A 25,786-nucleotide genomic window follows, 5' to 3' on the forward strand; every position below is an offset into this window, starting at 1 on the left:
ACAAAAAGACATGACATTAAAACAACCATTAAACGATCAGGCCTCTTTTTTTACACTCGTCGTCCTAGACTAAGAGTAAAAAATAGAGGCCTGAGGTTGCGTTTAGTTAGGGTTTAAATCAAACTGCTGCCGTGTCTTTAACTGCGGCACCGCTATCATCCACACGCTGTTTTTGTAAAAACCAGACGAGAGCGATAAGCGGTATACCAATCACCGCCCCTAACAGGTCCGGAATGATCAGCATAATACCAGCAACAAAAAGTAGAATGCGCTCGTAAAAACGTGAATAGCGAATGAAAAACCCAATCATAGAGCTACTGACAGCCACCATACCTAATACAGCAGTAATAATGGTGCCAATCAATGGTAAAGCCGTTACGTTCTCCATAACCAAAATCGGGCTATACACAAAGATATAAGGCACAATAAAGGCGGCAATAGCTAGTTTCACCGCGGTTACGCCGCTTTTGAATGGATTAGCCTGCGCGATACCCGCACCCGCGTACGCTGCCAAACAAACAGGTGGAGTAATATCTGCCAAAATGCCAAAGTAAAACACAAACATGTGTACCGACAAAGGCGTTAAATCAAAGCCATTGATTAATGCAGGCGCAGCAATGGTTGCAGTGACTACGTAGTTAGCTGTGGTTGGCAAGCCCATACCCAACACCAAACACGCAATCATGGTAAAGAACAGCGCTAAGAATAAATGCCCACCCGATAAAGCAATGATGCTAGCAGCAAACTTTGCGCCGAGCCCGGTCATGCTAACCACACCGGCAATAATACCTGCGGTAGCCACTGCTGCAATCACAGGTAATGCGACGCGCGCACCCTGCTCGAGCACATAAAAAAACTTTTTAAAGCCCAAGCGTGTTTCTTTGCGTACGTAGCTGACCAAAAAGGCCGTAGCTATACCATAAATCACCGCACGCTGTGGCGTGTACCCGATCATGACCGTGGTAATAATGACGATCAGGGGCAGCAGCATATAGCCATATTGCTTCATTTGCTGCCCTATATCGGGTAGCTCCGATTTGGGTAAGCCCAGAATACCAAGGCGCTTGGCTTCGAAGTGAGTGCCAATAAAAATGCCGAGGAAATAGAGGGTAGCGGGAATTACCGCAGCAGCCATAATGACCGCATAGGATACGCCTAAGTATTCCATCATAATAAAGGCGGCCGCACCCATAATAGGAGGCATAATTTGCCCACCCGTCGAGGCAGAGGCTTCTGTACCCGCAGCAAACTCGGGCTTAAAGCCTGAGTTTTTCATCATAGGAATAGTAAATGAACCCGAAGCGACTGTATTACCTACGGAGCTGCCCGAGACCATGCCCTGCAGAGCGCTTGCCACCACAGCGGCCTTGGCTGTGCCACCCGTAAAACGCCCTGTCAGGCCAAAAGCCAAGTCATTAAAAAACTGGCCAATACGGGTATTAACTAAAATGACGCCAAAAAACAAGAATAAATAAATGTATTTGGCCGAAATTTGTAATGGTGTACCAAATACACCGCTGTCTCTGTACCACAGTCGAGTGGTGACATCGGTAAAGTCATAGCCCTGGTGCGATAACGTAGCCGTAGGGATATAGTTGCCATACAGCGCATAGCCAATCATGACCGCTGCAACAATAACAATAGGTACCCCAACCGTTCGGCGTGTAGCCTCTAAAAGCAGCAATACCCCAAGCACCGATAAATAGGTATCGTATTGGTCGTAGCCCCACGTAATGCTTTGTATGAGGGAGTCAAAATTAATGATCTTATAATAGGTGACATACATCGCCAAGAAGGCTAACAGCACGTCATACCAAGGCACTGTTTTTTGAAAAACTTGCTGCCCTTTTTTTAGAGGGAATAAAAGAAAAATAAGGCCTAAGGCCGTACCCAAGTGCACTGCTCCCTGTTTTTGTGAGGGGAACGTGCCGTAGTATCCGGTGTAAATGTGGAATACGGTGAGTGATATCCCTAGAAAAGTTACTACCCATGCCCAGACGCCGATTTGCTCGCGGAAGTTGCTTTCGCGATCGTATTTTTGTAATAAGGCTTTTGCGTCTAGCTCAGCTTTTGCTGCTTGTTCAGACGGGGTTAACTTGTTAATTGTGTCAACCATAGAAACACCACTTTGAGTTATAGCACTGAGAAAATCTACTAAAAGCAGAAAGGACTATAAAGTCCTTTCTGCTTTTTTAATTACTTGGCAAGATCAGCTAGGCTGTTAATACCAGTACTTTTACGGGTCACAATCTGAACAACCTCAGGATAAACGTGACCGATAAAGGACACGTTTTCTACTTTACGGCCGTTAAACTGGCCAGTACCATTGACTGAATCTAGCGCAGGAACGTGCACAGACATGCCTACGTCCATACGGCCGCGACCAATACTGGCTAGGTTTTCCAGCGAAGCCCCTGTCTCTACGTTAGTAAAGTTACCATCACTGTGTTTATTCCAGATATTGGCAATTTCACCGCCCAGTGGGTAATAGGTACCGCCTTGACTACCTGTACCGAGGGTGAATTCGGCTTTGCGCTTGTCGGCCTTGGCTTTAAGCTCTGCTACGGGGCCTTCGACTTTTAGGCCTTGTTCCTCGTAGTAACGCTTTGCGCCAGGATGAATAGGCAGACCTTCGGCACCGTTAAGCGCATTTTCCAAGGTAAGCTGTGCACCTTGGGCATGGGTGATTTCTTTGGCGTTTTCCACCATAATTTTAGCCAGCTGATAGCCTAGCTCTTCGTCAATGGTGTCGTTATTGGCGACCATAATGGCAAACGCCGCAATCGTGGGCACATCGGCATCTAAAAAGCCGTAGGCATCTTTAGAGATATTGTAGCTTTTGTAGCCGCTAGACTCTTCGGCTTTGGCAATGACTTCGTCAGAAAGACCAAGCATCACCACATCGCCTGTTGAAGCATTAAGGCTTTCAATGCTGCCTGCTGGTACACCAAGAATACCAAAAGAGATGTCGATATTGCCATCTTGAACTAAATCAGCGGCGTTACCGAAGCTTTCTTGGAAAGGCTGGTAATCTTTGATGCCATAGGCCTCTAAAATAACCTTGGACACCGAGTTGGTTTCACTGGCGGGCGGGCCAATAGCAATACGAGCTGCTTGGGCAGAACTTAATGCAGCAACCATCGAGACGACACTCGCTGCCGTGAAGCGTAAAAGCGTTTTTTTTACTTTCATCAGTAAACCTCTCCTTTCATTGACAAATAAACAATCGGATGACTCCGACTGTTGCGTCTTATTATTTACTTTTCTAAGTGAAACAAAATAGTCTCTGAGTGTATGTAAGCGTTGTTTCACTAGTCAAGATAACATTAACCCTAGCTACCTAAACCCATGCTTAAAACGAGTCATGTGACGACAAAACCTAAGAATCGAAATGATTTTTTGTTACGCGCGGCGTAAACGTTTTTACTGAAACGCGCTGGTTAAAGCATGGCGGTAGCGATGTGGGGTGAGCTCATTTTAGCTATGAGTGTGCAAGTATAACCCGATGCGAGGCTGAGTCCATGTCAAATGAAAGATTAATCCCTAGCTATAGATCATTAATTATCAATAGTACAGCTATTGTTCTCAACTAGCTTTTTATCAAAATACATAAGGCTTTCCCTATATAGGGTGAGAAAAAATCAAGGTAATTAAACATATAACCCTGTAGCCTAGGTAGCTTTAAGTGCACCTAGCTGTGATGTTTTTTCTTGAAGCAAAGTAATCAAGTTCTCCAAGCTTTGACGTATAAGCAATAAATCATCTTGAATTGGCTCGATCACACATTTAGCTAAGTCATTTAAGCACTGCTCTAACTGCGTCTCAATACTTAAATAAATAGTTTCGTAATTTTCTATTCCCCACGGAACGACTGACGTATTAATCATTACAGGGTCTTCAGAAAAGAGTTCTTTAGAGTCTAGCTTATAGTGTGAAAAATCTGTTTCAAGAGCTGTTACCCAAGAGTCCAAAACCATTTGGATTAATGCTTGCTTTAATAAGCTTGCACCCTGCTCACGAGATAGATATTTATCTAATAACGTTGGAACAGTAGACATAGTCCGTTGCCAAACTCGTTGCGCTATCTGATAAGCCGTTCCCTCTGCTTCCTGTCGATAGATACTAAGCTGAGCCAGTATTTCCTCTACCCGCTGTACGAGTGCTTTTACATCCTCAAGGACGGTTTCTTCCAGGTAATGAAAAAAAACCTCTACAGGTTTATTTTTTTTATATGTAATTACAGGTTTAATTATGCCTAACAATGCGTCGTATAAACGGTAGACTCCTGCTTCTTCTAACGCCTGATCTGTATTTTCTTGTTGTCGTACACTATAGACAGAGATAGAAATAGGAGCAGCTACCAATTGCGGATCGAGCTGTATTGCTTGTAATTTATTTTGCGCTCGTTCCCACACATCTTTTTCTTGTAACTCACGGTTTTCATCCGATTTATTTTTTAGCTCTTTCTGAATAGTCTGCCCTACCACCACCTCGTCCAAATAATCACTACGGGTAATAACAGGCAGGAGTGTTTTATTACGTTTCAACTCTTGGGTAAGCTCTTCTAACTCTTGCACTTGCCCAGGGGAAGTGGAACTACTTAACCACAACATCCCATCTGCACTTTCTAAGAACTGCTGCGTTAATTGTGCATTCTCGCCCGTCATTGAGTGCAAGCCCGGTGTGTCTACTAATACTAAGCGATCCGCCAGGATTACACCTTGAATTTGAGCAGTCGTTTCGGTGCTTCCTTCTTGGAAAGGACCGCTGTGATATTGGATTTCTCCATTGTCCCAGACAAAATAACGCACCGACTGTTTATGAAATAGAAAGCGTTCCGCAATTAAATTACAAAAAGAACTCTTACCCGCATTAAATTTTCCAAAAACGAGTAATACTATGCTGTTGTCAAAATGATAGGCTAAGTCTAATGCTGGTTTTAATGCTTGTCTTGCTAGGTGCCATTGCTGTGGATACACAGCCAGATGCTGTTTAAGGCTTTGTAATACCTGAGCTAGCGGATGACACGGTGTTAAACCACAAGACAAGACAGTATGGGCAGTTAGAGCACTCTCTAGCTCGCTTAACCACGAATCTAGGCTGCCTTGTTGCTCAGTCATGTCATGATTTAAAAAATCCACATCCTGTAAGTGCTCAATCCAGCTTTGCTCTCTATGATAAGCCTGCGACATCAGTTGCACTCCCAACTTTGTACTACTTTCGATGCTGACTCTACCTGCTCTAATATGGCATGCTGACGGGCAATTTCGCTAAAGAGCTGTACACGATTCTCTGATGCGTCAAAATGAACTTTAAAATCTTGATATAAACGATCTCTCCCTTCCTCTTTACCGAATAGCCTACGCAAATCTGCACGATATTTTACCGAGATTCCTAGCACCGCTATCATTACAGTATTTAGGCTAGCAGCACCCACTTGCCCTGTTTTGGGTAAATGCACTACACCATATTGGGTCAGCACACTGCGAATGAGTATACAGGCCCGTGAATACGCTATTTGTAAACGTGATCGTTCTAATTTGCCAGCTGTCACCTTGAAAACGTCTTGAATCGTATCAGTATCTAATGCATGATCCACCTCTGGCTCTTGCATAATATCCGACAAATCCTCAGCAATTTTTTCAAGAGTCCGTCGTAAGTCGTTGCTGAAATTTATCTCTTCAGCATGCGCTTTTTCACTATAGTGCTCTAGTTGTCCGTGATGATGTTTTTGCTTTTGGGACAATGATTTCTGCAGCTGTGTTAGGTAACTTTTTTGCTCAAAATGACGTGCACTAACTACCTTTTTTTGCACTGCGGCCAAATGCTCTGTTAAAGCAGGAATACCGCTTTTTTCTACAAATAGAGAAATCTCTGTATCAAGCCCTTTTCGGTAACGCTCTGCAGATACCGGATGAATGGTCACTTTTCCTAGTTGCTGGCGTAGCTGATGCATAATTTGGTCGAGAGTCTGCTCATCTGCCACTTGATCAATTTGAGTCAATACAAAAACGAACTGACGCTGGGTTTGTTCACAATCCAGCTCTAACTGGGCGAACAGATCAAGCTCACTTGCATCTAGCTCCCCCTCTTTTGCAGCATGCACCATCAAACGTATATCAGACTCAACCCAAAGCGCGCGCTCAGCATACTGATCATCTTGCTGATCCACATCAGCATCCAAACCCGGAGCGTCTAACCATACCACTCCATTGTGCTCCGCTCGCTGCAATGCAATGGTTTCTCTTTTATCTGCAACAGCAAAGCAAGGCAAACCAATCAACTCATTAAGTAAGCGGCTTTTGCCGTGATTATATTTACCTAAAACAGTTACTACCGGTGCTTCATTATGGAGTAATACCTCTAATCGTTTCACTTTATTTTCATACTGTGGCAGCACCATTAAAACAACCTCTTTATCTGCCAACTGTTTTGTACTACTCATTATTAATTCTCCTTTGACTATATCGGTTAGGGATACAGTCCCCTGCTATGAGGAAGAGGGGTTAACTTTTTTTTCAGCTTTTTGGCCTAATACCCAATAGGAAACCATCCCAAACACAATGCCCCAAAAAGCAGACCCCATACCACCTAAACTCATGTTAGAAGCGGTGACTAAAAAAGTAATCACTGCTGGCTCTACATAGGCAGAATCAGCACTAAATAATTTGATATTTGATAGGATGGCACCAATAAGCGCTAAGCCAGCTAAAGCGGCAATCACAGCAGAAGGAATAACACCGAACAACAGAACCAATGTGCCTGAAATAGTACCGCCTATTAAATAAAAGACGCCATTTGCTATACCTGCTACGTAACGCTTGTTTGGATCTTTGTGGGTTTCTTTGCCTGTACATAATGCTGCGGTAATTGCCGCCAACACGATTGAAATCCCACCAAAAAAAGCCACTCCGATTGACACCAGACTTGTCACACTAACAATGGCACGCGATGATGACTCATAGCCGGCCAACCGCATCACTACCAAGCCTGGCAAAAATTGCCCCGTTAGACTTACTACAACTAACGGTACAGTAAAACTAAAGAAGGCCGCCATGCTAAACTCAGGCCAAGTAAAAATTGGCGTAGCTAGCGACAAATGAATTGGAGCAATTTCAGTACTGCCTAAAAAATAGACACTGGCAAAACCCGTTAAGGCCACTAAAATAATGCTAAAACTTGGAAGTAGCCGTCGACTTAGTAAATACACAATAAACATCAGTAAAACGACGGAGGGCAGCTCTTTCATCGCAGCAAATGCCTCTAGCCCAAATTGCAGCAAAATACCAGCCATCATTGCAGCCGCAATGCCACGCGGAATAAATTGAACAATTCGCTCAAAATACCCACTGAGTCCAATGACTGTCGTGATCACCGCGGCACTTAAATACGCGCCAACCACTTCAGCCATCGAAATAGCAGGAAATAAATTCAGTAATAAAGCAGTACCGGGTGCCGACCACGCTGTGATTATGGGTGCGCGTAACCATAGACTTAAAACAATACCGCTAATGCCCGCACCGATAGAAATAGCCCAAATCCAAGAGCTCAACATCTCTGCTGACATCCCACCAGCCTGTGCCGCCTGAATAAATATAACCAAAGGGCCACTATAAGAAATAAGCACAGCTAGAAAACCTGTCATCCATGCTGTGACGGACCAGTCTCGCATCCCGCCCCCTTTTTATAGTAGATGTTGAGCGTAAAAAGCTACAGAACGCCTGTAACTAGATTGCGGAAGGGTGTTTAGCCAGTGGAGTTATTTTAATCGTCATATAAGGAAACAAAGGTAATTGACTTAACATTTCGTGCAACTCATCATTGCTTTCCGCTTCAAAAATACTGTAGTTCGCATACTCACCAACCACACGCCATAAATGAGGCCATTTGCCTGCTCGTTGTAAGTCTTGGGAATACGCCTTTTCTTTAGTCACAATCCTTTGCACTTCATCTTGTGGCAAATCTTTAGGAATATCGACAATCATATGTACCAGAAATAACATGGAGTTCTATCCTTGAAAAAATCGAGAAGATTCACTTCTCTATGCTAGGTTCAGCACAGAGTTTAGGAAATACACCAAGCCATCATTAAAAGCTTGAGGCACTTCAATATTTGAAAGGTGTGAAGCATCCAAAACAACTAGCTCAGACCCTATTACGGCCGCTTGCATGTTTTTTGCATCTTCAACTGTAGTAACCGGGTCAAATAAACCAGCAATAAATAACGTCGGTATTGCGATACGATGTAAATCGGCTCGTAGGTCAGATTGCGCCAGAGCATCACAACAAGCAGCGTATCCTTCTACTTTTTGCTGTGCTAATTGTGCTTGAGCCTCTTGCACAGTAGCAGCATGATGCTGAATGTATTGAGGGGTAAACCAACGCTCAGGTGCTGTTTGTGCAAGCTCCTGCATCGATTGTTGGCCGCCCTGTCTTAAAAGCGCAGCACGCTCTTCCCACCCTTTTTCAGTACCTATTTTTGCTGCGCTGTTAGATACAACAATGGCTTCAAAACGCTCTGCAGCATGGATACCTAACCAAAGCCCCGTATGTCCACCCATGGACACGCCACAAAAACTTGCTTTTTCAATCTGCAAAGCATCTAAAATAGCAAGAGCATCAAGCCCTAACTGCTCAAAACTATAAGGGCCGGAGGTAATATCACTTCCACCATGCCCACGGGTATCGTAACGAACAACCCGAAACTGCTTTGTTAACGCGTTAATTTGGGGATCCCACATCTCTAAAGTGGTTCCAAGCGAGTTACTTAATAATAACGTTGGCGCGTGCGCATCTCCTTCCACCATGACTCTGAATACACCTCGGACCGTATCCAGCTGAAAAGGAAATTGGTTCATTTTTTTACTCCTAGATACGCTCAAGCACGAGCGCAATACCTTGACCTACACCTATGCACATAGTGCAGAGAGCATATCTGCCTTGATTGTGCTGCAATTGGTTTATCGCCGTTGCCACTAACCTTGCACCACTTGCTCCTAAAGGATGACCTATAGCAATTGCGCCTCCGTTAGGATTCACACGTAAATCATCATCCTCTAAACCTAACTCTCGGGTCACAGCTAATGCCTGGGCTGCAAAAGCCTCATTAAGCTCAATCACATCCATCTGATCAAGGGTTAAACCAGCAATTTCCAATACTTTTTTCGTTGCTGATACAGGACCAATTCCCATGATTCGAGGCTCAACACCCGATGTAGCCATCGCTATAACACGGGCTTTAGGCGTTAAATTAAACTGGTGCGCTATTTTTTCATTAGCTAAAAGCACAGCACCAGCACCATCATTTACCCCACTGGCATTACCCGCTGTGATGCTACCGTCAGTACGCACAATTGGACGAAGTTGCGCCAAAGCATTTAAAGAGGTTTCCCGGGGGTGCTCATCTGCACTAATAATGATCGGGTCACCTTTACGTTGTGCTAACTCAATAGGAACTATTTCGCTCTGAAAAAAGCCTCTGGCCTGAGCTGCGGCATAGTTTTTCTGACTTCTTAAAGCAAAAAGGTCTTGATCTTCTCGACTAATTGCAAACTGCTGCGCTACATTTTCTGCAGTCGCTGGCATAGTATCTACCCCATACATGTCGCGCATTAAGGGGTTAATAAAGCGCCATCCAATTGTCGTGTCTTCAATGCTATTTTGCCGTGTAAAAGCTTGAGTCGCTTTAGGCATAACAAAGGGAGCCCGACTCATGCTTTCTACTCCGCCCGCTATCATTAGTTGCGTTTCACCCGACTTAATTGCACGCGCAGCAGTTCCAATCGCGTCTAAGCCCGAACCACACAAACGGTTGATTGTGCTGCCCGGTACGCTTAAAGGTAGTCCAGCTAATAGTGTCGCCATGCGGGCCACATTTCGGTTATCTTCACCCGCTTGGTTTGCACACCCTAAAATCACATCATCTACTAAGCTGACATCGAGCTGTTTCTGTCGCTGCACTAACTCTTTAATGACTGCCGCTGCTAGATCATCTGGACGCACAGGGGCAAGCCCGCCACCATATCTACCAAAAGGGCTACGCACAGCATCACAAATAAAAACAGAATCACTCATCTTTTTTCCTATTAGTTACACATGTATGAATCATCTCTTTTACGAATGCAAAGGCATTCCTACTAAACGCTCTAACTCTTCATGCGTAAGATTAGAAACTCGGTCAATAACATGTAACCCATCTGGCGAGCAGGCAAATGTGGCTAAGTCTGTGTACACCCGTTTCACACACTCAATTCCCGTTAACGGATAAGTGCACTCAGGCACCAACTTGCTTTTCCCATCACGCGTTAACAGGCTCATCATGACCCAAGTTTGTTTAGCCCCTATAGCTAAATCCATAGCGCCCCCTACCGCTGGGATCGCTCCAGGTTCGCCTGTACTCCAGTTAGCCAAATCCCCTTTTGCTGAAACTTGGAATGCTCCCAGAACACAAATGTCTAAATGACCTCCACGCATCATGGCAAAGCTATCGGCATGATGAAAATAAGCTCCTCCTGAAAGCAGAGTTACAGGTTGTTTTCCTGCATTAACTAGGTCATAGTCTTCTGTTCCTTTTGCTGCAGCGGGCCCCATTCCTAAAATGCCGTTTTCACTGTGTAAAACAACCTCAAACCCATCGGGTAAATGATTAGCTACCATTGTTGGCATACCAATCCCTAAATTGACATAAGCACCGTTATGAATATCTTGTGCAACACGAGCAGCTAACTCATCACGAGTACGGGGTTGATACAAACTCATCACTACATCTCCTTCAAATGATTCAAAAACCGCCGGCTTGTGTTACAACTCGCGGAACTTTTACTAACTTTTCCACATAAATACCAGGGGTTACGATGCTCTCGGGATCCAGCCCCCCTAATTCTTTCAACTCGTACACGCTAGCAATGGTTTGTTTAGCCGCTGTTGCCATCACAGGACCAAAATTCCGTGCCGCTTTACGGTACGTTAGATTTCCCCAACGGTCGCCCGCTTCCGCTTTAATTAACGCTACATCGCCATGAATAGGGGTTTCATACACATACCAACGGCCATCAATAAAACGGGTTTCTTTATCTTTTGCCAACTGGGTGCCATAGCCAGTGGGACAAAAAAACCCACCTATTCCGGCTCCTGCTGCTCGTAACCGTTCTGCTAAGTTTCCTTGAGGGACTAGTTCGAGTTCAATTTTTCCACTACGGTATAACTCATCAAAAACATACGAATCAACTTGGCGAGGAAAGCTACAAATAATTTTTCGTACCCGTCCTATTTTCAACAAAGCGGCTAAACCTTGATCACCATTTCCTGCATTGTTATTAACAACAGTTAGATCGGTAGCCCCCTGCTCAATCAACCCCTCAATGAGTGCTTCTGGAATACCTGCTGTCCCAAACCCTCCGATTAGAATCGTGGCACCATCTTGTACATCTTTTAAAGCTTCTGCCACATTGGCTACGGTTTTATCAATCACTGTGTCGTACTCCTTAGGTTGCAACTGCAGTTAGCCGCTGCCCTTTAGCTTGCTGTTGAACTGAAATAATGAATACACCGATAGCTAGCGCAGCGATCACTCCGGGTATTGCAAAGGCCAAGAAATTCATTTTTAACGGCAATGCCATGGCCATTAGGGTCCCCCCTAAAAAAGGTCCTACAATTGCCCCCGTGCGACCAATACCTGAGGCCCAGCCTAAACCTGATGAACGCATTGCTAATGGATAGTATTGAGCAGCATTGGCATATAAGAGAATCTGTGTACCGATGGTGGTCGCTCCCGCCACGATAATTAACCCATAAAGCGCTATCATGGGGCTCTTAAAGCCGAGTAAACCAATAGAGACGGCCGACAATACAAAAAACCAGGCCATAACACGAGGTAGACCAAATCGGTCCCCCATCCAACCACCTAAAATGGCACCAAACATTCCGCCAAAATTCAAAGCTAATAAGAAAGACAAGCTAGAACCCAAGCTATAACCTGCATTCGCCATCAATTTAGGTAGCCACGACCCAAGTGCATAAACCATTAATAGGCAACAAAAGAAAGCTAACCAAATCATTAACGTACCGAGTAAGCGCCCATCTTTAAATAGATCTAATACTGGCACGGTAGCCGCTTTCTGCACTGGTTGAGTTAGCTGAACATTAGCTAAATCCAAATGAGGATTAACTTTAGTTAACATACGGCGCGCAGTGTCTTCTTTATTTTGGCGCAGTAAAAAGCCGACTGACTCAGGCAGTTTCCACATAAGTAGTGGTAACAAAAGCAAAGGTACGGCTGCTGCAAAGAACATAGACTGCCAACCAAAACGAGGCAACATGTAAATACCCATCCCCGCCGATAGCACCCCACCCAATGAGTAACCGCTAAACATCACCGCTACCAGAGTTCCGCGTGAACGACGAGGCGAGTACTCATTCATTAACGCCACCGCATTTGGCATAAGGCCACCACACCCTAAACCAGCTATAAAGCGATAAATGCCAAACTCTGCAACGCTAGTTGCAAAACCGTTAAAAAAAGTCGCAAAGCTAAAAATTACAAAACAAATAATGACCCCTTTTTTTCGTCCAATTCGGTCTGCAAGTGGACCAAAAATAAACGCACCAAACATCATGCCAAATAAGGCATAACTGCCTAATGCTCCTGCTTGTACAGGAGTCAGTCCCCACTCATCCATCAAAACGGGCAAAACCACACCATAAATAAAAAGGTCATACCCATCGAAAATAAGTAACAACGCACAGACCCATATAACAGACCAATGAAAACGATTAAAACTCGCTTGGTCTATTACTTCGTTAATGTCAATTTTTCTCATACCCTATTTCTCTTTTTTTATGTGGTACCTCTTTCCGAATTAGCCCTGATCTCCTCCGCCAACGGGTAAGGTAGTTCCTGTTATATAAGACGCTTCATCTGAAGCTAAAAATAAAATAGCTGCTGCTTGCTCATCTAAACTGCCATAGCGTTTCATTAAGCTACTCTGTACAGTCTGATCCACAATTTGCTGATACCACTCTTGTTCTTGCGCTGTTGGTTGTTCTGTATTGCGTGGAATTTTTCGTGGAGGCGCTTCGGTACCTCCTGGGGCAACAGCATTAACTCGTACTCCTCGGTCAGCTGTCTCAAATGCTAAGCAGGCTGTCAACGCATTGACCCCCCCTTTGGCTGCTCCATAGGGGACACGATTTACACTACGTGTAGCAATTGATGAAACGTTCACAATTGCGCCCTGTTGTTGTGCCAACATGGTGGGTAATACTGCACGGCAGCACCATAAAGCTGGAAACAAGGAACGTTGGATTTCTTTCTCTATTTGCTCAGGAGAATAATGCTCAAAAGGACGCGCCCAAATCGTTCCCCCGACGTTATTGATTAACACATCAATGCGTCCAAAGCGGGTTAATGCAGCGTTGGCTGCTTTCTCAGCCCCCGCATAAGTTTCTAAATCTGCAGTTAAGGTTACGACTTGCTCATTAGCCAACTCATGCACAAGTTCAGAGCGATCCACCAGAACAAGGGTTGCGCCCTCTTGCTCTAGTCGCTCTGCCACTCTGCGTCCGATACCTTGAGCTGCTCCTGTGACCAATACCACTTTATTGCGAAAGCGCTCTTGATTCATGTTTTCCTCTTAGAAATAAAACCTCAGCCCTCATCACAATCTTTCTAATTTGATTGGAGGTGATGTCAAAGCTGAGGAGGTGCGTTATACGCTAGGAATAAAACGTTCGTAATAAAATTGCGCTGGCGTCATATTTTGCTCACGCATGTAATCACTGACCGCATCAACCATTGGGGGAGGGCCACATAAGTACACATCTACATTGCCCTCATACAGCATGGTGGGCTCCAAGTGATGTGTTACGTAACCTTTACGTGGGTGCTTAGATTCAGGATCGACGACTGTAGTGATGAAAGAAAAGTTAGCTAGACGCTCAGCATAGGCTTCGAGCTGTTCAACCAAAACCAAGTCTTGTTCTCGTGTCACCCCGTAAATCATTTGAATGGGTTGCGCACATCCTTTTTGTGCCAAAACCTCTAGCATGGATAGGAACGGCGCTAAACCGGTTCCACCCGCCAAAAACAATAAGGGACGAGTTACAGAGCGCAAGTAAAAACTACCTAAAGGTCCTACTACCTGTAACTCTTGTCCTAGTTTGGCTTGCTCTAGCCACCCGCTCATTAAACCGTTAGGAACATGTTTAATCAGAAAACTCATAATCTGCTCTCCGGGCGCGGAGCTAAACGAGTAAGAACGGTGCTCCTCACTACCCGGAACAGTAATATTGACATACTGCCCAGGTAGAAAAGACGGTTGCTTGTCATTAGCAGCTAGGGTTAACTCAAAGGCAGCATCGTCATACCGACAAACTTCTGTTACAGATGCTGTGAAACCCTCGATACCGGTTTTACACATAGTGGAATCAACAGGCACTCGAATTACACAGTCAGAGTGCGGGATCATTTGACAAGTTAACACTAGCCCCTCTTGGGCCTCTGTTTCAGTTAATGCCTCATCAATGTAGTCATCAATCAGCTCATACTCACCACTTTCAGCATGACATTTACAGGTGCCACATACGCCATCTGAGCAGTCCATAGGCAAGTTAATTCGATGACGGTAAGCCGCATCTAATACCTTTTCCTGCGATCCGCACTCAATGAATCGAGTCACTCCGTCCTCAAAATTTAAAGCAATTTGGTAACTGCTCATCTCGCTCTCCTCTTTACTACTTAGATATGATAGATATCGATCACTTGTCGGATATAATCATTTTTTAAGACGATTTTTTTCTTTTTGATTTTTATATCAGTATCTTTTTTCATTAAAGTGACGTAAATTGTGCCAAAGTAATGATCTGTAGAGCGATAGCGATGACTAAGCGTATGGAAGTTATAACGAACATCCACTTCGCCATCTCGTGCTTCAAGTATTTCTATATTGCTTAACATATGATTTGTGCGCGGCTCAGGCGTAGAAGCACTAGACCGCTCTGTTTGAATACGAAATACACGATCTTCTAAACCATTGCGATTCGCGTAATAAATTAAGGACACCTGACTTTGAGGATCTTCTGTGAGCTGATCATCATCGTCCCAACACGGCATCCAGTACTCAGCCTCCTCTGCATAGCACGTTAACCAAGCATCCCACTCTCTATCATCTAAATAACGTGCTTCCCGATACAAAAAAGTGCAAACCGTTTGATAATCCATGACTTATACCCCCACCACTTGCGGATCTTTTTGCTCTAACTGATTTTTTTCTTGCTGTAATGCGTTTTTCATTACACTGAGCCAATACTCGTGTTGACACACAAATAAGCCTTCATCTTCACTGCGCTCTCCACTTAGTAAAGGGTTAATCCCCAACTGCTTCGCATTCTCATCCGGTCCTTTAACCCACAAAGGCGCACCACGACTTAGATCGTTCCAAGGCGCATTAAGGGCGCTATAGCCTTCTTGGCAAGCACGGAACTCCTCTAAATCATCTGCAGTCCCCATTCCAGACACATTAAAGAAATCCTCATATTGGCGCAGTCGTATCGCACGGTTTTCAGCACTCTCATTTTTTGGGCCAAAACAATAAATAGTGACTTCTGTTTTATCTACGCTGATAGGACGCGTTACACGTATTTGTGTGGAAAACTGATCCATAATGTAAACATTTGGATAGAGACACAAATTTCGCGTTTGCTTGATAATCATTTCAGCACGGTGCTCACCTAGCCTTTCTTTAAGCATTTCTCGCTGCTGATGAATTGGGCGCACTTCTGGATTCAACGTATTGGTCCATAACAAAATATGTCCATTTTCAAATCCGTAGACACCCCCAACACTCTTACTCCACCCTTGCGCATCTACTGCTTGGGTACCGCCCTCTTTACGACGTCCCATGGTCGCTAAATAGTTCCAGTGCACGCTGCTGACGTGATAACCATCTGCACCATTTTCCATTTGCAGTTTCCAGTTACCGTCATATACGTAGGTTGAACTACCTCGAATTACCTCAATGCCATCAGGAGACTGATCAGCAATCTGATCTAAAATCACCTTTGTCTCTCCGAGATAGTCATCAAGTGAGGGCACGTCAGGATTGAGACTGCCAAACAAAAACCCTTTATAGCTTTCAAAACGAGGGACACGAGTTAAATCATGCGAGCCATTAGTATTGAACTGCTCTGGATACTGAGTAGTTTTCTCGTCTTTTACTTTAAGCAACTTACCCGTATTACTAAATGTCCAACCATGGAAAGGACAGGTAAAGCTGCCTCGGTTTCCCCGTTTACGACGACACAATGTTGCTCCACGGTGGGCACAAGCATTTATTAAGGCATTAAGCTGTTGATCCCGGCCTCGAGTAATTACAATCGGTTGTCGTCCAATGTAGGTGGTGAAGTAATCATTCACTTCAGGGATTTGACTTTCATGCGCCAAATATACCCATCCACCTTCAAATAAATACTTCATTTCCAGCTCAAACAGATCTGGATCTGTGAACACATCACGACGGCAGCGGTAAATACCCGCTTGTTCATCGACCTGCATTGCTGTATTTAAAAGCTGCTCAACGTCATAAAGCTTATCCATGACTTATCCTTTCCAATACGTTAGTTTGTGCCTACTTATGATCAATCCCTAGCACGGCAGCAAGCACAAACCATTGTGAAAAACAAACGGCTCAGTGGGGTTAGGCACCAACTAAACGAGGACGATCTACAATTTGGTTGTCTTTACTGTCAACCAAAGGAGTCAAATGTATATCAAACTGAATTTCAGCAAAGGGACCGTCTAAGCCCTCTGCGTTGATACGCACCTCATCAGTACACTCCGTCAATGGCGGTACCAACCCTTCACGCGTTGCATAAGCGAAGTCATCATTAACAAGTGGATCGCCATCAATATTGATTTGCGTAGTTAATTTGCGATGGTTATCTGCTGTAACAAAAAAGTGGATATGTGCGGGACGGTTTCCGTGACGGCCTAAGCAATTTAATAGTTCTTGTGTGGGGCCATCAGGTGGGCAGCCATAGCCCATTGGAACAATACTGCGAAACTTATACTGTCCCTGATCATCGGCAATAATAGTGCGGCGCATGTTGAAAGGCTTTTGTTCACCTGTCGGATCAAAGTGAGAATAGAAGCCTTTGGTGTTGCAATGCCATACTTCCACTTTGGCTCCAGGCTGAGGCTGACCATCTGCCCCATACACAGTGCCATGCATAATAAGAGGATGACCGTCTTTATCACTGCCATCATCCAGACGGGCATAGCCATGCTCGACGGGTGCTCCCACTACATACAATGGACCCTCGATGGTACGAGGCGTACCGCCTGTCACACCTAGCTTTTCATCCTCAGCATCCATACGCATATCTAGATAGCGGTCAAAGCCAAGCCCAGGTGAAAGTAAGCCTGCCTCTTGGCGTTCACCGAGTCGATTTAAATAAGCAATACCAGCCCAATACTCATCTGGCGTAATATTTAAGTCTTCTATAGCTTTATACAAATCAGTGACGATACGGTGAATAATTTCTTTAACTCGTGGATTGCCTCCCTCGTAGCTCAACCCACAGGCTAAATTAAGAAAATTTTGGACTTCTTCTGTGTCAAAAAGCTTTACACTCATGATGTCTCCCTTTAAATGTAAATAGTCAACAAACGGCTTTTTCACATACAGCCTGTTACTTGACTGCTGCTAAAATCACGCTTTTTTTGCGCTGCTCTCGATTAAAAAACTGCACCCGCTCCTCATCTAGCGCAATGCCTAATCCCGCTCCTTGTGGAACTTGAAGCTCAAAATCCTTATAAATTAGGGGGGTTGTTACGATGTCTTCGGTTAATAACAAGGGACCAAATAGCTCCGTTCCCCATTCCAAAGCATGAAAGGTAGAGAAAGCATGGGCTGAGGCAACCGTTCCTATACTGCCTTCAAGCATGGTTCCACCATAAAGTTCAATATGCGCAGCTTCTGCTATTGCAGCGACTTTTTGTGCCGCACGTAATCCACCAGACTGTTCAATTTTGATAGCAAACACATCAGCGGCTTCTGCTTGTGCTAAGGCAAAAGCGGATTCTGGTCCCACTAAGGATTCGTCCGCCATCACAGCAATAGGATATTTTCCTGATAAACGCTTTAACGCCGCAGCGCTTGCTACAGGTTGCTCGACGAGCTCACATCCCACATCAGCCAAAGCAGGAATACCATACCGGGCATCTAGCTCACTCCAAGCCATATTAATGTCCACACGGACAGCACCACGATCACCCAATGCTTTTTTTATGGCTGCGACATGCGCTACATCTTCAGCTACAGTACGTTTACCAATTTTTAATTTGAATATGCGATGGCGACGCATAGACAACATGGCTTCTGCTTCATCGATATCTTTGGCTGTATCACCTGAAGCTAATGTCCAAGCCACAGGCAAACGGTCACAGATACGCCCCCCCAATAGCTCGGATACAGGTAAATTACGACGATGTCCAAGTGCATCGTAAAGCGCTGTTTCTACTGCACTTTTCGCAAAACGATTATCTCTGATTGCTAACTGTAAACGTTGCATTAACTGAGACACATCATCAGCACGTTGACCAAGTAGTAAAGGAGAAAAATACGTATCAATAGCGAGCTTCATCCCTTCAGGCGACTCTGCTCCGTACGCAAGACCTCCGATGGTCGTACCTTCACCTATTCCAACCGAGCCATCCGAACAATAGATACGCACTATCATCAACGTTTGACCTTGCATGGTGGTCATGGAAAGTTGATGAGGTCGAATAGTGGGCAAATCTAGCAGCAGTGTCTCCACCCGATCGATTGTTACCATTTCACCTAAACCCTTTGTAAAGATATGTCTTTGTCTGTTTTTTTATTTAAAGACTAGGGCGTTTAAGCGTCCAATACCTTCTCTACCTAGCTTTATTCAGATAAGGTATAATCAGTAAAAAACTCAATAAAATCAAAAAGATAAAAGCGAATAAAACAAAAACATATGGTTTTCCCTAGACACGGATTTAGCATTAAAAAGGCTTTAATTAAGGATCATATTGACGCAGCATTATCATCAGCTAAAAGATACCCCCATGCTCTTTTATTAAAATAACCATTACTAAACTAGTACTCTGAACACCATGGATCTAAAACAAATTCGCTATTTTGTCGCAGTTGCAGAGGCCCGTAGTTTTACCTTAGCTGCCGAACAATTACACATAACTCAACCCCCCCTTAGTCGACAGATTCAGTTGCTTGAGCAGTCGTTGGGGGTCCAGCTTATTGAGCGCGATAGCCGCCCTTTACAACTTACCGAGGCCGGAAGACTTTTTTACGAGCAAAGTGTACAAATACTGCTACGTATTGAGCATATGCAGCTAGCTACTAGCCGTTTAGGCCAAAGTTATCAGCAGCGTTTAACTATTGGTTTTGCTGCTTCGTCTTTATACGGTGGGCTGCCAATTTTGATTCAAAGCTTTAGAAAAACGTACCCAAATATACGGCTACAGTTTTTAGAGCTAACATCTACCGAGCAGCTCGAAGCTTTAAAATCAGGACGAATTGATATCGGCTTTGGTCGTGTCAGAGTCCATGATCCAGCTATTGCAAGAATCACATTCCGAGAAGAACGTCTCGCCTTAGCGATGGCCTCAACCAGCCCTTTTGCTTTAGAAAAAGAACCTATCTGTTTAAGCGCTTTAAATCACCAAACCTTAATCACCTATCCTTCCCAACCTCGACCGAGTTTTGCGGATTATGTGTTAAATGTACTCCACGATAAACGCATCTACCCTGCGGATATTCAAGAGGTTCTTAGTTTACAAACTGCTTTAGGACTGGTGTCTGCTGGTGAAGGTTTCTGTGTCATTCCTACTGCTGCTCGAATCCGTCAGGACATTTTCTATCGCTTAATTCGTGATGATGACGTCAGCTCTCCCATCATTTTCAGTCACCGCAAAAAAGACAACTCGTGGTATATCCAAGCCATGCAGCATTTAGTACATAAAATGTATGTTGATCATCCTGAGCTTCTTCACCCCGATAACTGCATCAACCCCTAAGACGACTCTTCACTTTTTTATTAATGATATGTTTGGTTGCGCTTCATTTTGAGTAACGTAGGGGCTCTATCTTTATGTAAGCATATTTTACCCAACCGAGTGAAGCTAATCAGAGTAAAAATGTATCTTTCCATATTGCTTAAGCTCAATTTAATGTGCTCACAGCTCCTCTATCGCGTCCAGAGGCACAGCCTTTTTGCCTATGATGTTGTATTGTATAAGCTCTAGTCTTTTTCAATGACCTCATTGCCTATGCCTATCCCGCCTCCTATTCCTGATTCCTCCTCTGCCCCCTCAACCCCTTCCTCTTCCTTTAATGCCATGCGTTGGCGCTTACTCACTGTGATTATCGGAGCCATTTTCATGACGCTCATCAGTGTGAGCGTGGTTAACGTGGCGTTACCTGCTGTGCAAACAGGACTCCAAGCCACCCACTCTGATTTACAGTGGGTGCTGTCTGGCTATGCGCTCACTTTTGGAGTGGTACTGGTGAGTGCAGGACGAGCGGGAGACCTGATTGGTCGAGGTGGTTTGTTTATGCTGGGGGTGAGCATCTTTACACTGTCTTCTATTGCGGCAGGCTTTGCCCCCGATGCGCAATCATTAAACATTGCACGCTTTATCCAAGGGGTGGGCTCAGGTTTAGTGAACCCCCAAGGTATAGGCATGATTCAGCAGTATTTTAAAGGGCCTGAACGCGGTCGTGCTTTTGGAGTGTTTGGCACCACCGTGGGGGTGTCTGTTGCTATCGGCCCTGTGTTAGGGGGGCTTCTTATCCAGTTAGGAGGTCCCGATCTTGGGTGGCGTTTAACCTTTTTAATGAATGTCCCTATCGGTATCTTAACGTTATTTTTAGCTTGGCTCTGGTTCCCTCGTCCTTTAGTCAACTTTTCCGAATTGAAAAAACCCCATGGCCTAAGCTCTTTGGATCCCATTGGCGCTTTGTTATTAGGCGCGGGGGTGCTCAGCGTGTTGTTTCCCTTTGTGGAGTCCCAATCTTCTGGGTTCATTTGGCTGCTTATTCCCTTAGGGCTGTTACTTTTTTATTTATGGGTTCAATGGGAAAACTGGTATACGCGTCGTGGTTATAGCCCCATGGTGGATTTAACGATTTTCTCTATTACTAGCTATCGTAATGGCAGCTTAATTATGGCCCTGTATTTTTTAGGTATGACCAGCGTGTGGGTGCTGATTCCTATCTATACACAGCAGGATATTGGCTTTACGGCTTTTGAGGCAGGCCTAATTGGTATTCCATCGGCATTACTTTCTGCGCTGGCTTCAAACTGGTCTGGACGCCATATTAATCGCTACGGACGTAAAATCGTGATTGGTGGGCTTTGTATGGCCATGCTTGGCCTTGTGCTCAGCATTGGATTCATTTTGCTGCATTATTACGTTGGGCTGAGTATTTGGTGGCTGTTAGTCAGTCTTGGCCTCTTTGGCTTAGGTCAAGGCGCTACGATCAGCCCCAACCAGACTTTAACCCTAGCTGAAGTGCCACTTAATTACGCGGGCAGCTCGGGCGCTATCATGCAAACCGGGCAACGTATTGGCACCTCAGTAGGTATAGCCGTTATTACCGCCTTGGTATTTAGCTTGCAGCCGCGTACCTCTTGGACCGCAGCCGTGATTATTGGTTTTATTGCTATTTTATGTATTATGAGTTTGTCGTTGTGGATGGCATTTAAGGACTTGGCACACAGAAAACGACCCGCCTAAGCCACTGGCCAATGGGCTTGTCGTGTTCGTGCAACGCCAACTTAGTCATGTTAAGCCAATACTAATGCGCTCGGACTTTAAACGTCGCGAGCGCATTTTTAAAAAACCAAACCGTTATTTATTTTAATGCTTGGACAATAGCCGCAAACACATCATTATCGGGTACGGTGGCTTTGTTTTGAGGTTTAGGCAATGCACCCCACGCCGCAATGACCACATTGTGCTTAGGGTTCACGTATACATGCTGCCCGAAAATACCGCGCGCTTCAAACGCGCCTTCGTGTACGGTACCGTCTGCATTAGGGATAGGCCACAACATATACCCATAATTAACACGCTCGCCATTGATATCTTTAGGTGAGCCGGCTTCTTTAACCCAGCCTTTAGGCAATATTTCTTCGCCGTCAATCACTCCATCATTAAGTAAAAACTGACCAAAGCGACCGTAATCACGCAAGGTAGCGGATAGACCACTGCCACCCACTTCTAAGCCATCATCGGACTCAAGCCACCAGGTGGCATCCGACTCCATACCGAGCTTGCTCCAGATACGTTCGGATAAGTACTCGCTTACGGGTTTACCTACTGCTGCTTTAACTAAGGCACCGGCAACTTGCGTTTCCCCTGTGCTGTAATTCCATTTTGTGCCGGGCTCGGCGGCACGGGGTAAAGAGGCCATCAGTTTTAGCACGCCACCGGGCTCTTGGGCATGCTGCACCTCGAGCATGGCACGGCGGTCGGACTTGGGATCGGTGTAGGTTTCGTTCCACTGTACCCCGGAAGCCATCTGCAATAAATGACGCACGGTTACGCCGTCATAGGCGCTTTCTTTAAGCTCGGGTAAGTAGTTCGTGATGGGGTCATCAATACTTTTGATATGACCATCTTTAATGGCGGCACCGATTAAGGTCGCAGTAATGGATTTAACCACTGACATGGACATCCAACGGGTTTGGTCGGTATTACCCAACTGGTAGGTCTCGTAAGCAATTTTGCCATCTTTTAGCACTAACAAACCTGCTACGCGATTGATGGTAATGTAATCCACTAAGTCGTAGGTTTTGTCGTGTGCTTTGACCTCGATTTGGGTCAGCTTCTTGTCACTTTGAGGCAGAGGATAAACATGCGCCGGATCGTGTTTTACTGCTCGTGTAGCAAATAGGCGGTCAATATTACGAAACGTATTGGCTTGAACGTCAGGTAGTAACACCCCATCATAAACTTGTTGCACCGTGCCAATTTCCTCTTTTGCATGAGGATTGGGAACAGTTTGCGCGAAAGTGGGAAGTGCGTAGAGGGTACCTATAGCCATCATGACATTCCATTTGATTCGTGTTTTTGCAGCTAGCACGGGAGGCTCCTTTGTATTGAGCGAGGCGGAGCGAGATCTTTATTTATATTTCGCTTAGCCTAATTCGATCGGGTTGTTATTAGAGGTCTCATCATAGTCGGCTAGCCTTATGCAAGCGCTACAAGAGGTATCCATATGAAAAGATATTTCTACCTCCTGCCCTAAGCAGTCAACGAGAGCGCAAGCGTTTGGACTGGGTTGCCCTCGTTATTTTGTAATCAGTTGTGCCTGTCGATACGCCACCAACAAAATGATACTGATAACACCCACTACCCATTGCCAACTTCCATGCAGCCAAAACCACCCAATGGCATACCCTAATACACTGGATCCTAAATAATAAAAACTAAGATAAAGCGCTGAGGCTTGGGCTCGTGCTTTGGTTGCTGTGCGTCCTACCAGCCCACTCGCAACGGAATGGGCACCAAAAAACCCAGCGGTAAACAAAGCTAAGCCGATAATAATCACACTGAGCTGAAAAGTCAGACACAACAAGGCCCCAAGCAGCATTACCCCAATAGCACTAAGTAAGACAGGACGTGCGCCTTTTTTTGCGACCAGCTTCCCCGCAATATTTGAGCTCCAAATCCCAAGTAAATACACCAAAAACAAAAAGCCAATGACACTGCTTGATAACTCGAAAGGGGCCTGTGATAAATAAAAGCCAATGTAATTGAATAAAGCCACAAAGCTGCCCATTAATAAAAAAGGCAACCAAAACAAAATTCGTAATTGTTTATTGGCTATATGCTGAACATAATTTTGCACCACTGCTTTTAAGGAGAGCGGCTGAGCAAAAAAATGTTTAGAGGCTGGAAGCAACCAAATAAATAAACCACAAGCAATAAGCGCTAAGGTGGCAATGCCCCCTAAGGCCACTTGCCAGCCTGCCCAATCACTAAGAATGCCAGTCACTAATCGCCCTAACAACCCACCTAACGCCGTACCACTGATATAGGTGCCCATGGCTACCGATAATGAACTGGGGTCGAACTCTTCCACTATGTATGCCATCGCTAAGGCGGGCAAACCACTTAACATAATTCCCAGCAAAGTGCGCAGCACGAGCAATACATGCCAGTTTGTTACCCAAGCTGTGCTTAAGCCCAAAGTGCAGGCACCAATCAGGGCCACCACCATGACCCGTTTGCGCCCCCAGCTTTCACTTAAAGCCCCTGAAATAAGCAACCCTGCTGCCAAGCTAAATGTCGTGACAGAAAGTGCTAGGCTGCTATTAGCCGCCGTAATAGAAAAGTAAATAGCTAATTGAGGTAATAAGGGTTGCACACAATAAAGTAATGCAAAAGTAGCAAAACCCGCACAAAATAAAGCAAAGGTAGCGCGTTTGTATTCGCGGCTACCTTGCATAATAAAAGCATCTGGCTCAGATGAGGATGTCAACATATACCACGTACTACTTAAATATAAATAAAGGCAAAATATGAACAAATAAATAAATTGGTAAGTCTATTAGTTTGTTTTTACCCTACCCATCATACCCCCAACCGTCATTTAGCATAGAGTTTTCTTGCTCTTAGTCTCTTTCAATGGACGTCATCCAAGTAAAAACCCTAAAGTTCTAAAGATAGGACTTTTAGACTATAGTGTTTGCATGTCGTTTGCTTAAATGACATCTGAGCAGTCCTTTTTACATCAATAAGTAGGACGATTTAAGGAGACAACCATGCTAAAAAAACTAGTAAAACCGATGCTCTTTTCCCTAGCCGCTGGTATAAGCAGTACAGCGTTGGCTAGTACCTACCCAGAGCACCCCATTCGTATTGTGGTGCCCTACGCACCGGGGTCTACGGGTGATCTGGCTATTCGCCAAATACAGCCGTTATTAACTGAAGAGCTAGGCCAACCTATTATTATTGAAAATAAATCAGGGGCTGGCGGTAATATTGGCGCACAGTACGTAGCCCGCGCAAAACCGGATGGCTATACCCTGCTATTAGGTGCCACCAATAACTTTGTTATTAACCAGTTCTTATTTACAGATCTTGGCTATGACCCGTTGATTGACTTAGATCCTATAACTAAAGTTGTCTATGTGCCTGCATTTATTTATATTAATGCGGAGGTGCCAGCCAAAAACTTTGCTGAGTTTAAAGACTATGCGCAGCGTCACCCGGGGCAATTAAATTATGGTACGCCCGGCGCTGGCACTACCCCCGCCTTATCGGGTTGGATGCTTTCCGAGGCAATACAAGGCGACATGATTGAAGTCAGTTATCGTGGCTCCCCACCTGGCGTGCTGGCATTATTAGCTAATGAAGTTCAGGTGTACATCGGTGGCTATGGTATTGCCTCCTCGCATCTTGAAAGTGAAAAGCTGCGGGCATTAGCTGTAGCATTACCTGAACGCTATGCTGAGCTGCCAGAGGTTCCCACCACCAAAGAGGTAGGTATCGAAGACGTGGTACTTAGTAACTGGTGGGGCTTAGCGGCTCCGGCTAACACTGACCCCGCTATACTCACTCAATTAGAGCACGCTTTGCATACTGTTTTGCAAAACACAGCGCTTCAAAACGCATTAAGCACCCAAGGCTTTGTGGTGACATCCAGTACGGCACAACAATTTAAAGAGGAAATGCAAAGCGAAGCGTCGTATTGGCAAACCATTATTCAAAAAGCCAATCTAGAGGTGAACTAGT

At 44.9% G+C, this 25,786-nt stretch carries 22 protein-coding genes; 3 read left to right on the forward strand and 19 right to left on the reverse strand.

Translation table 11 applies throughout. The annotated features are described in order from the left end of the window. Nucleotides 1–118: 118 nt before the first annotated feature. The 17 genes from GGR41_RS11295 to GGR41_RS11375 all read right to left on the reverse strand — a co-directional run bounded on the left by GGR41_RS11295 (nt 119) and on the right by GGR41_RS11375 (nt 18,831). On the reverse strand, nt 119–2,116 hold the full coding sequence (locus tag GGR41_RS11295; protein ID WP_167661926.1) for a TRAP transporter permease: 1,998 nt from the start codon (nt 2,114–2,116) through the stop codon (nt 119–121). Nucleotides 2,117–2,196: 80 nt separating this feature from the next. After that, on the reverse strand, nt 2,197–3,192 hold the full coding sequence (locus tag GGR41_RS11300) for a TAXI family TRAP transporter solute-binding subunit (protein WP_167661927.1): 996 nt from the start codon (nt 3,190–3,192) through the stop codon (nt 2,197–2,199). Nucleotides 3,193–3,671: 479 nt separating this feature from the next. Beyond that, nucleotides 3,672–5,192: a dynamin family protein gene (locus tag GGR41_RS11305; RefSeq protein WP_167661928.1), complete on the reverse strand. Its 1,521-nt coding sequence runs from the start codon at nt 5,190–5,192 to the stop codon at nt 3,672–3,674. Beyond that, nucleotides 5,192–6,445 (reverse strand): GTPase, encoded by a 1,254-nt coding sequence (locus tag GGR41_RS11310; RefSeq protein WP_167661929.1) that lies wholly within the window; start codon nt 6,443–6,445, stop codon nt 5,192–5,194. The genes GGR41_RS11305 and GGR41_RS11310 overlap by 1 nt, the downstream gene beginning before the upstream one ends. Nucleotides 6,446–6,490: 45 nt before the next feature. Continuing rightward, nucleotides 6,491–7,672, reverse strand: coding sequence for a benzoate/H(+) symporter BenE family transporter (locus GGR41_RS11315; RefSeq protein ID WP_167661930.1), 1,182 nt, complete (start codon nt 7,670–7,672; stop codon nt 6,491–6,493). A 55-nt stretch (nt 7,673–7,727) separates the two neighbouring features. Continuing rightward, entirely contained in the window at nt 7,728–8,003 is a 276-nt protein-coding gene (gene catC / locus GGR41_RS11320) for a muconolactone Delta-isomerase (protein ID WP_167661931.1), read from the reverse strand. A 39-nt stretch (nt 8,004–8,042) separates the two neighbouring features. Further along, a complete protein-coding gene (pcaD, locus tag GGR41_RS11325) occupies nt 8,043–8,858 on the reverse strand; it encodes a 3-oxoadipate enol-lactonase (RefSeq protein ID WP_167661932.1) in 816 nt (271 codons plus the stop codon). A gap of 10 nt (nt 8,859–8,868) precedes the next feature. Then, complete coding sequence (gene pcaF, locus GGR41_RS11330; protein WP_167661933.1) at nt 8,869–10,074, reverse strand: 3-oxoadipyl-CoA thiolase; 1,206 nt, start codon at nt 10,072–10,074, stop codon at nt 8,869–8,871. Between the two features lie 39 nt (nt 10,075–10,113). Continuing rightward, on the reverse strand, nt 10,114–10,758 hold the full coding sequence (locus GGR41_RS11335; protein WP_167661934.1) for a 3-oxoacid CoA-transferase subunit B: 645 nt from the start codon (nt 10,756–10,758) through the stop codon (nt 10,114–10,116). A 22-nt stretch (nt 10,759–10,780) separates the two neighbouring features. Further along, entirely contained in the window at nt 10,781–11,470 is a 690-nt protein-coding gene (locus tag GGR41_RS11340; protein WP_167661935.1) for a 3-oxoacid CoA-transferase subunit A, read from the reverse strand. Between the two features lie 13 nt (nt 11,471–11,483). Continuing rightward, the gene (locus GGR41_RS11345; RefSeq protein WP_167661936.1) at nt 11,484–12,818 is read right to left on the reverse strand and encodes an MFS transporter; all 1,335 of its coding nucleotides are present in this window, start codon (nt 12,816–12,818) and stop codon (nt 11,484–11,486) included. A gap of 39 nt (nt 12,819–12,857) precedes the next feature. Beyond that, nucleotides 12,858–13,622, reverse strand: a complete 765-nt coding sequence (locus tag GGR41_RS11350; protein WP_167661937.1) for a 1,6-dihydroxycyclohexa-2,4-diene-1-carboxylate dehydrogenase — start codon at nt 13,620–13,622, stop codon at nt 12,858–12,860. Between the two features lie 84 nt (nt 13,623–13,706). Then, on the reverse strand, nt 13,707–14,714 hold the full coding sequence (gene benC, locus GGR41_RS11355; protein WP_167661938.1) for a benzoate 1,2-dioxygenase electron transfer component BenC: 1,008 nt from the start codon (nt 14,712–14,714) through the stop codon (nt 13,707–13,709). 20 nt (nt 14,715–14,734) lie between these two features. Continuing rightward, the gene (benB, locus tag GGR41_RS11360) at nt 14,735–15,217 is read right to left on the reverse strand and encodes a benzoate 1,2-dioxygenase small subunit (RefSeq protein ID WP_167661939.1); all 483 of its coding nucleotides are present in this window, start codon (nt 15,215–15,217) and stop codon (nt 14,735–14,737) included. Between the two features lie 3 nt (nt 15,218–15,220). Further along, nucleotides 15,221–16,591 (reverse strand): Rieske 2Fe-2S domain-containing protein, encoded by a 1,371-nt coding sequence (locus GGR41_RS11365; protein WP_167661940.1) that lies wholly within the window; start codon nt 16,589–16,591, stop codon nt 15,221–15,223. Nucleotides 16,592–16,691: 100 nt separating this feature from the next. Further along, complete coding sequence (gene catA, locus GGR41_RS11370) at nt 16,692–17,630, reverse strand: catechol 1,2-dioxygenase (RefSeq protein WP_167661941.1); 939 nt, start codon at nt 17,628–17,630, stop codon at nt 16,692–16,694. Between the two features lie 55 nt (nt 17,631–17,685). Beyond that, nucleotides 17,686–18,831, reverse strand: a complete 1,146-nt coding sequence (locus GGR41_RS11375; RefSeq protein ID WP_167661942.1) for a muconate/chloromuconate family cycloisomerase — start codon at nt 18,829–18,831, stop codon at nt 17,686–17,688. A gap of 304 nt (nt 18,832–19,135) precedes the next feature. Here GGR41_RS11375 and GGR41_RS11380 point away from each other — a divergent pair, with 304 nt between their 5' ends. Continuing rightward, complete coding sequence (locus GGR41_RS11380) at nt 19,136–20,056, forward strand: LysR family transcriptional regulator (protein WP_167661943.1); 921 nt, start codon at nt 19,136–19,138, stop codon at nt 20,054–20,056. A 237-nt stretch (nt 20,057–20,293) separates the two neighbouring features. Continuing rightward, nucleotides 20,294–21,778 (forward strand): MFS transporter, encoded by a 1,485-nt coding sequence (locus tag GGR41_RS11385; protein WP_229711206.1) that lies wholly within the window; start codon nt 20,294–20,296, stop codon nt 21,776–21,778. 118 nt (nt 21,779–21,896) lie between these two features. Here GGR41_RS11385 and GGR41_RS11390 read toward each other — a convergent pair whose 3' ends face one another. Then, entirely contained in the window at nt 21,897–23,129 is a 1,233-nt protein-coding gene (locus GGR41_RS11390; RefSeq protein ID WP_229711207.1) for a serine hydrolase domain-containing protein, read from the reverse strand. Nucleotides 23,130–23,336: 207 nt separating this feature from the next. Beyond that, nucleotides 23,337–24,533 carry an MFS transporter gene (locus GGR41_RS11395; RefSeq protein ID WP_167661944.1) on the reverse strand — a complete coding sequence of 399 codons (1,197 nt, stop codon included), beginning with the start codon at nt 24,531–24,533 and terminating at the stop codon, nt 23,337–23,339. A 280-nt stretch (nt 24,534–24,813) separates the two neighbouring features. Between GGR41_RS11395 and GGR41_RS11400 the strand changes: the two genes are divergently transcribed. Then, nucleotides 24,814–25,785, forward strand: a complete 972-nt coding sequence (locus tag GGR41_RS11400; RefSeq protein ID WP_167661945.1) for a Bug family tripartite tricarboxylate transporter substrate binding protein — start codon at nt 24,814–24,816, stop codon at nt 25,783–25,785. Nucleotide 25,786: the final 1 nt, after the last annotated feature.

Source organism: Paenalcaligenes hominis (genome assembly GCF_011927625.1).
Taxonomy (GTDB): domain Bacteria; phylum Pseudomonadota; class Gammaproteobacteria; order Burkholderiales; family Burkholderiaceae_B; genus Paenalcaligenes; species Paenalcaligenes hominis.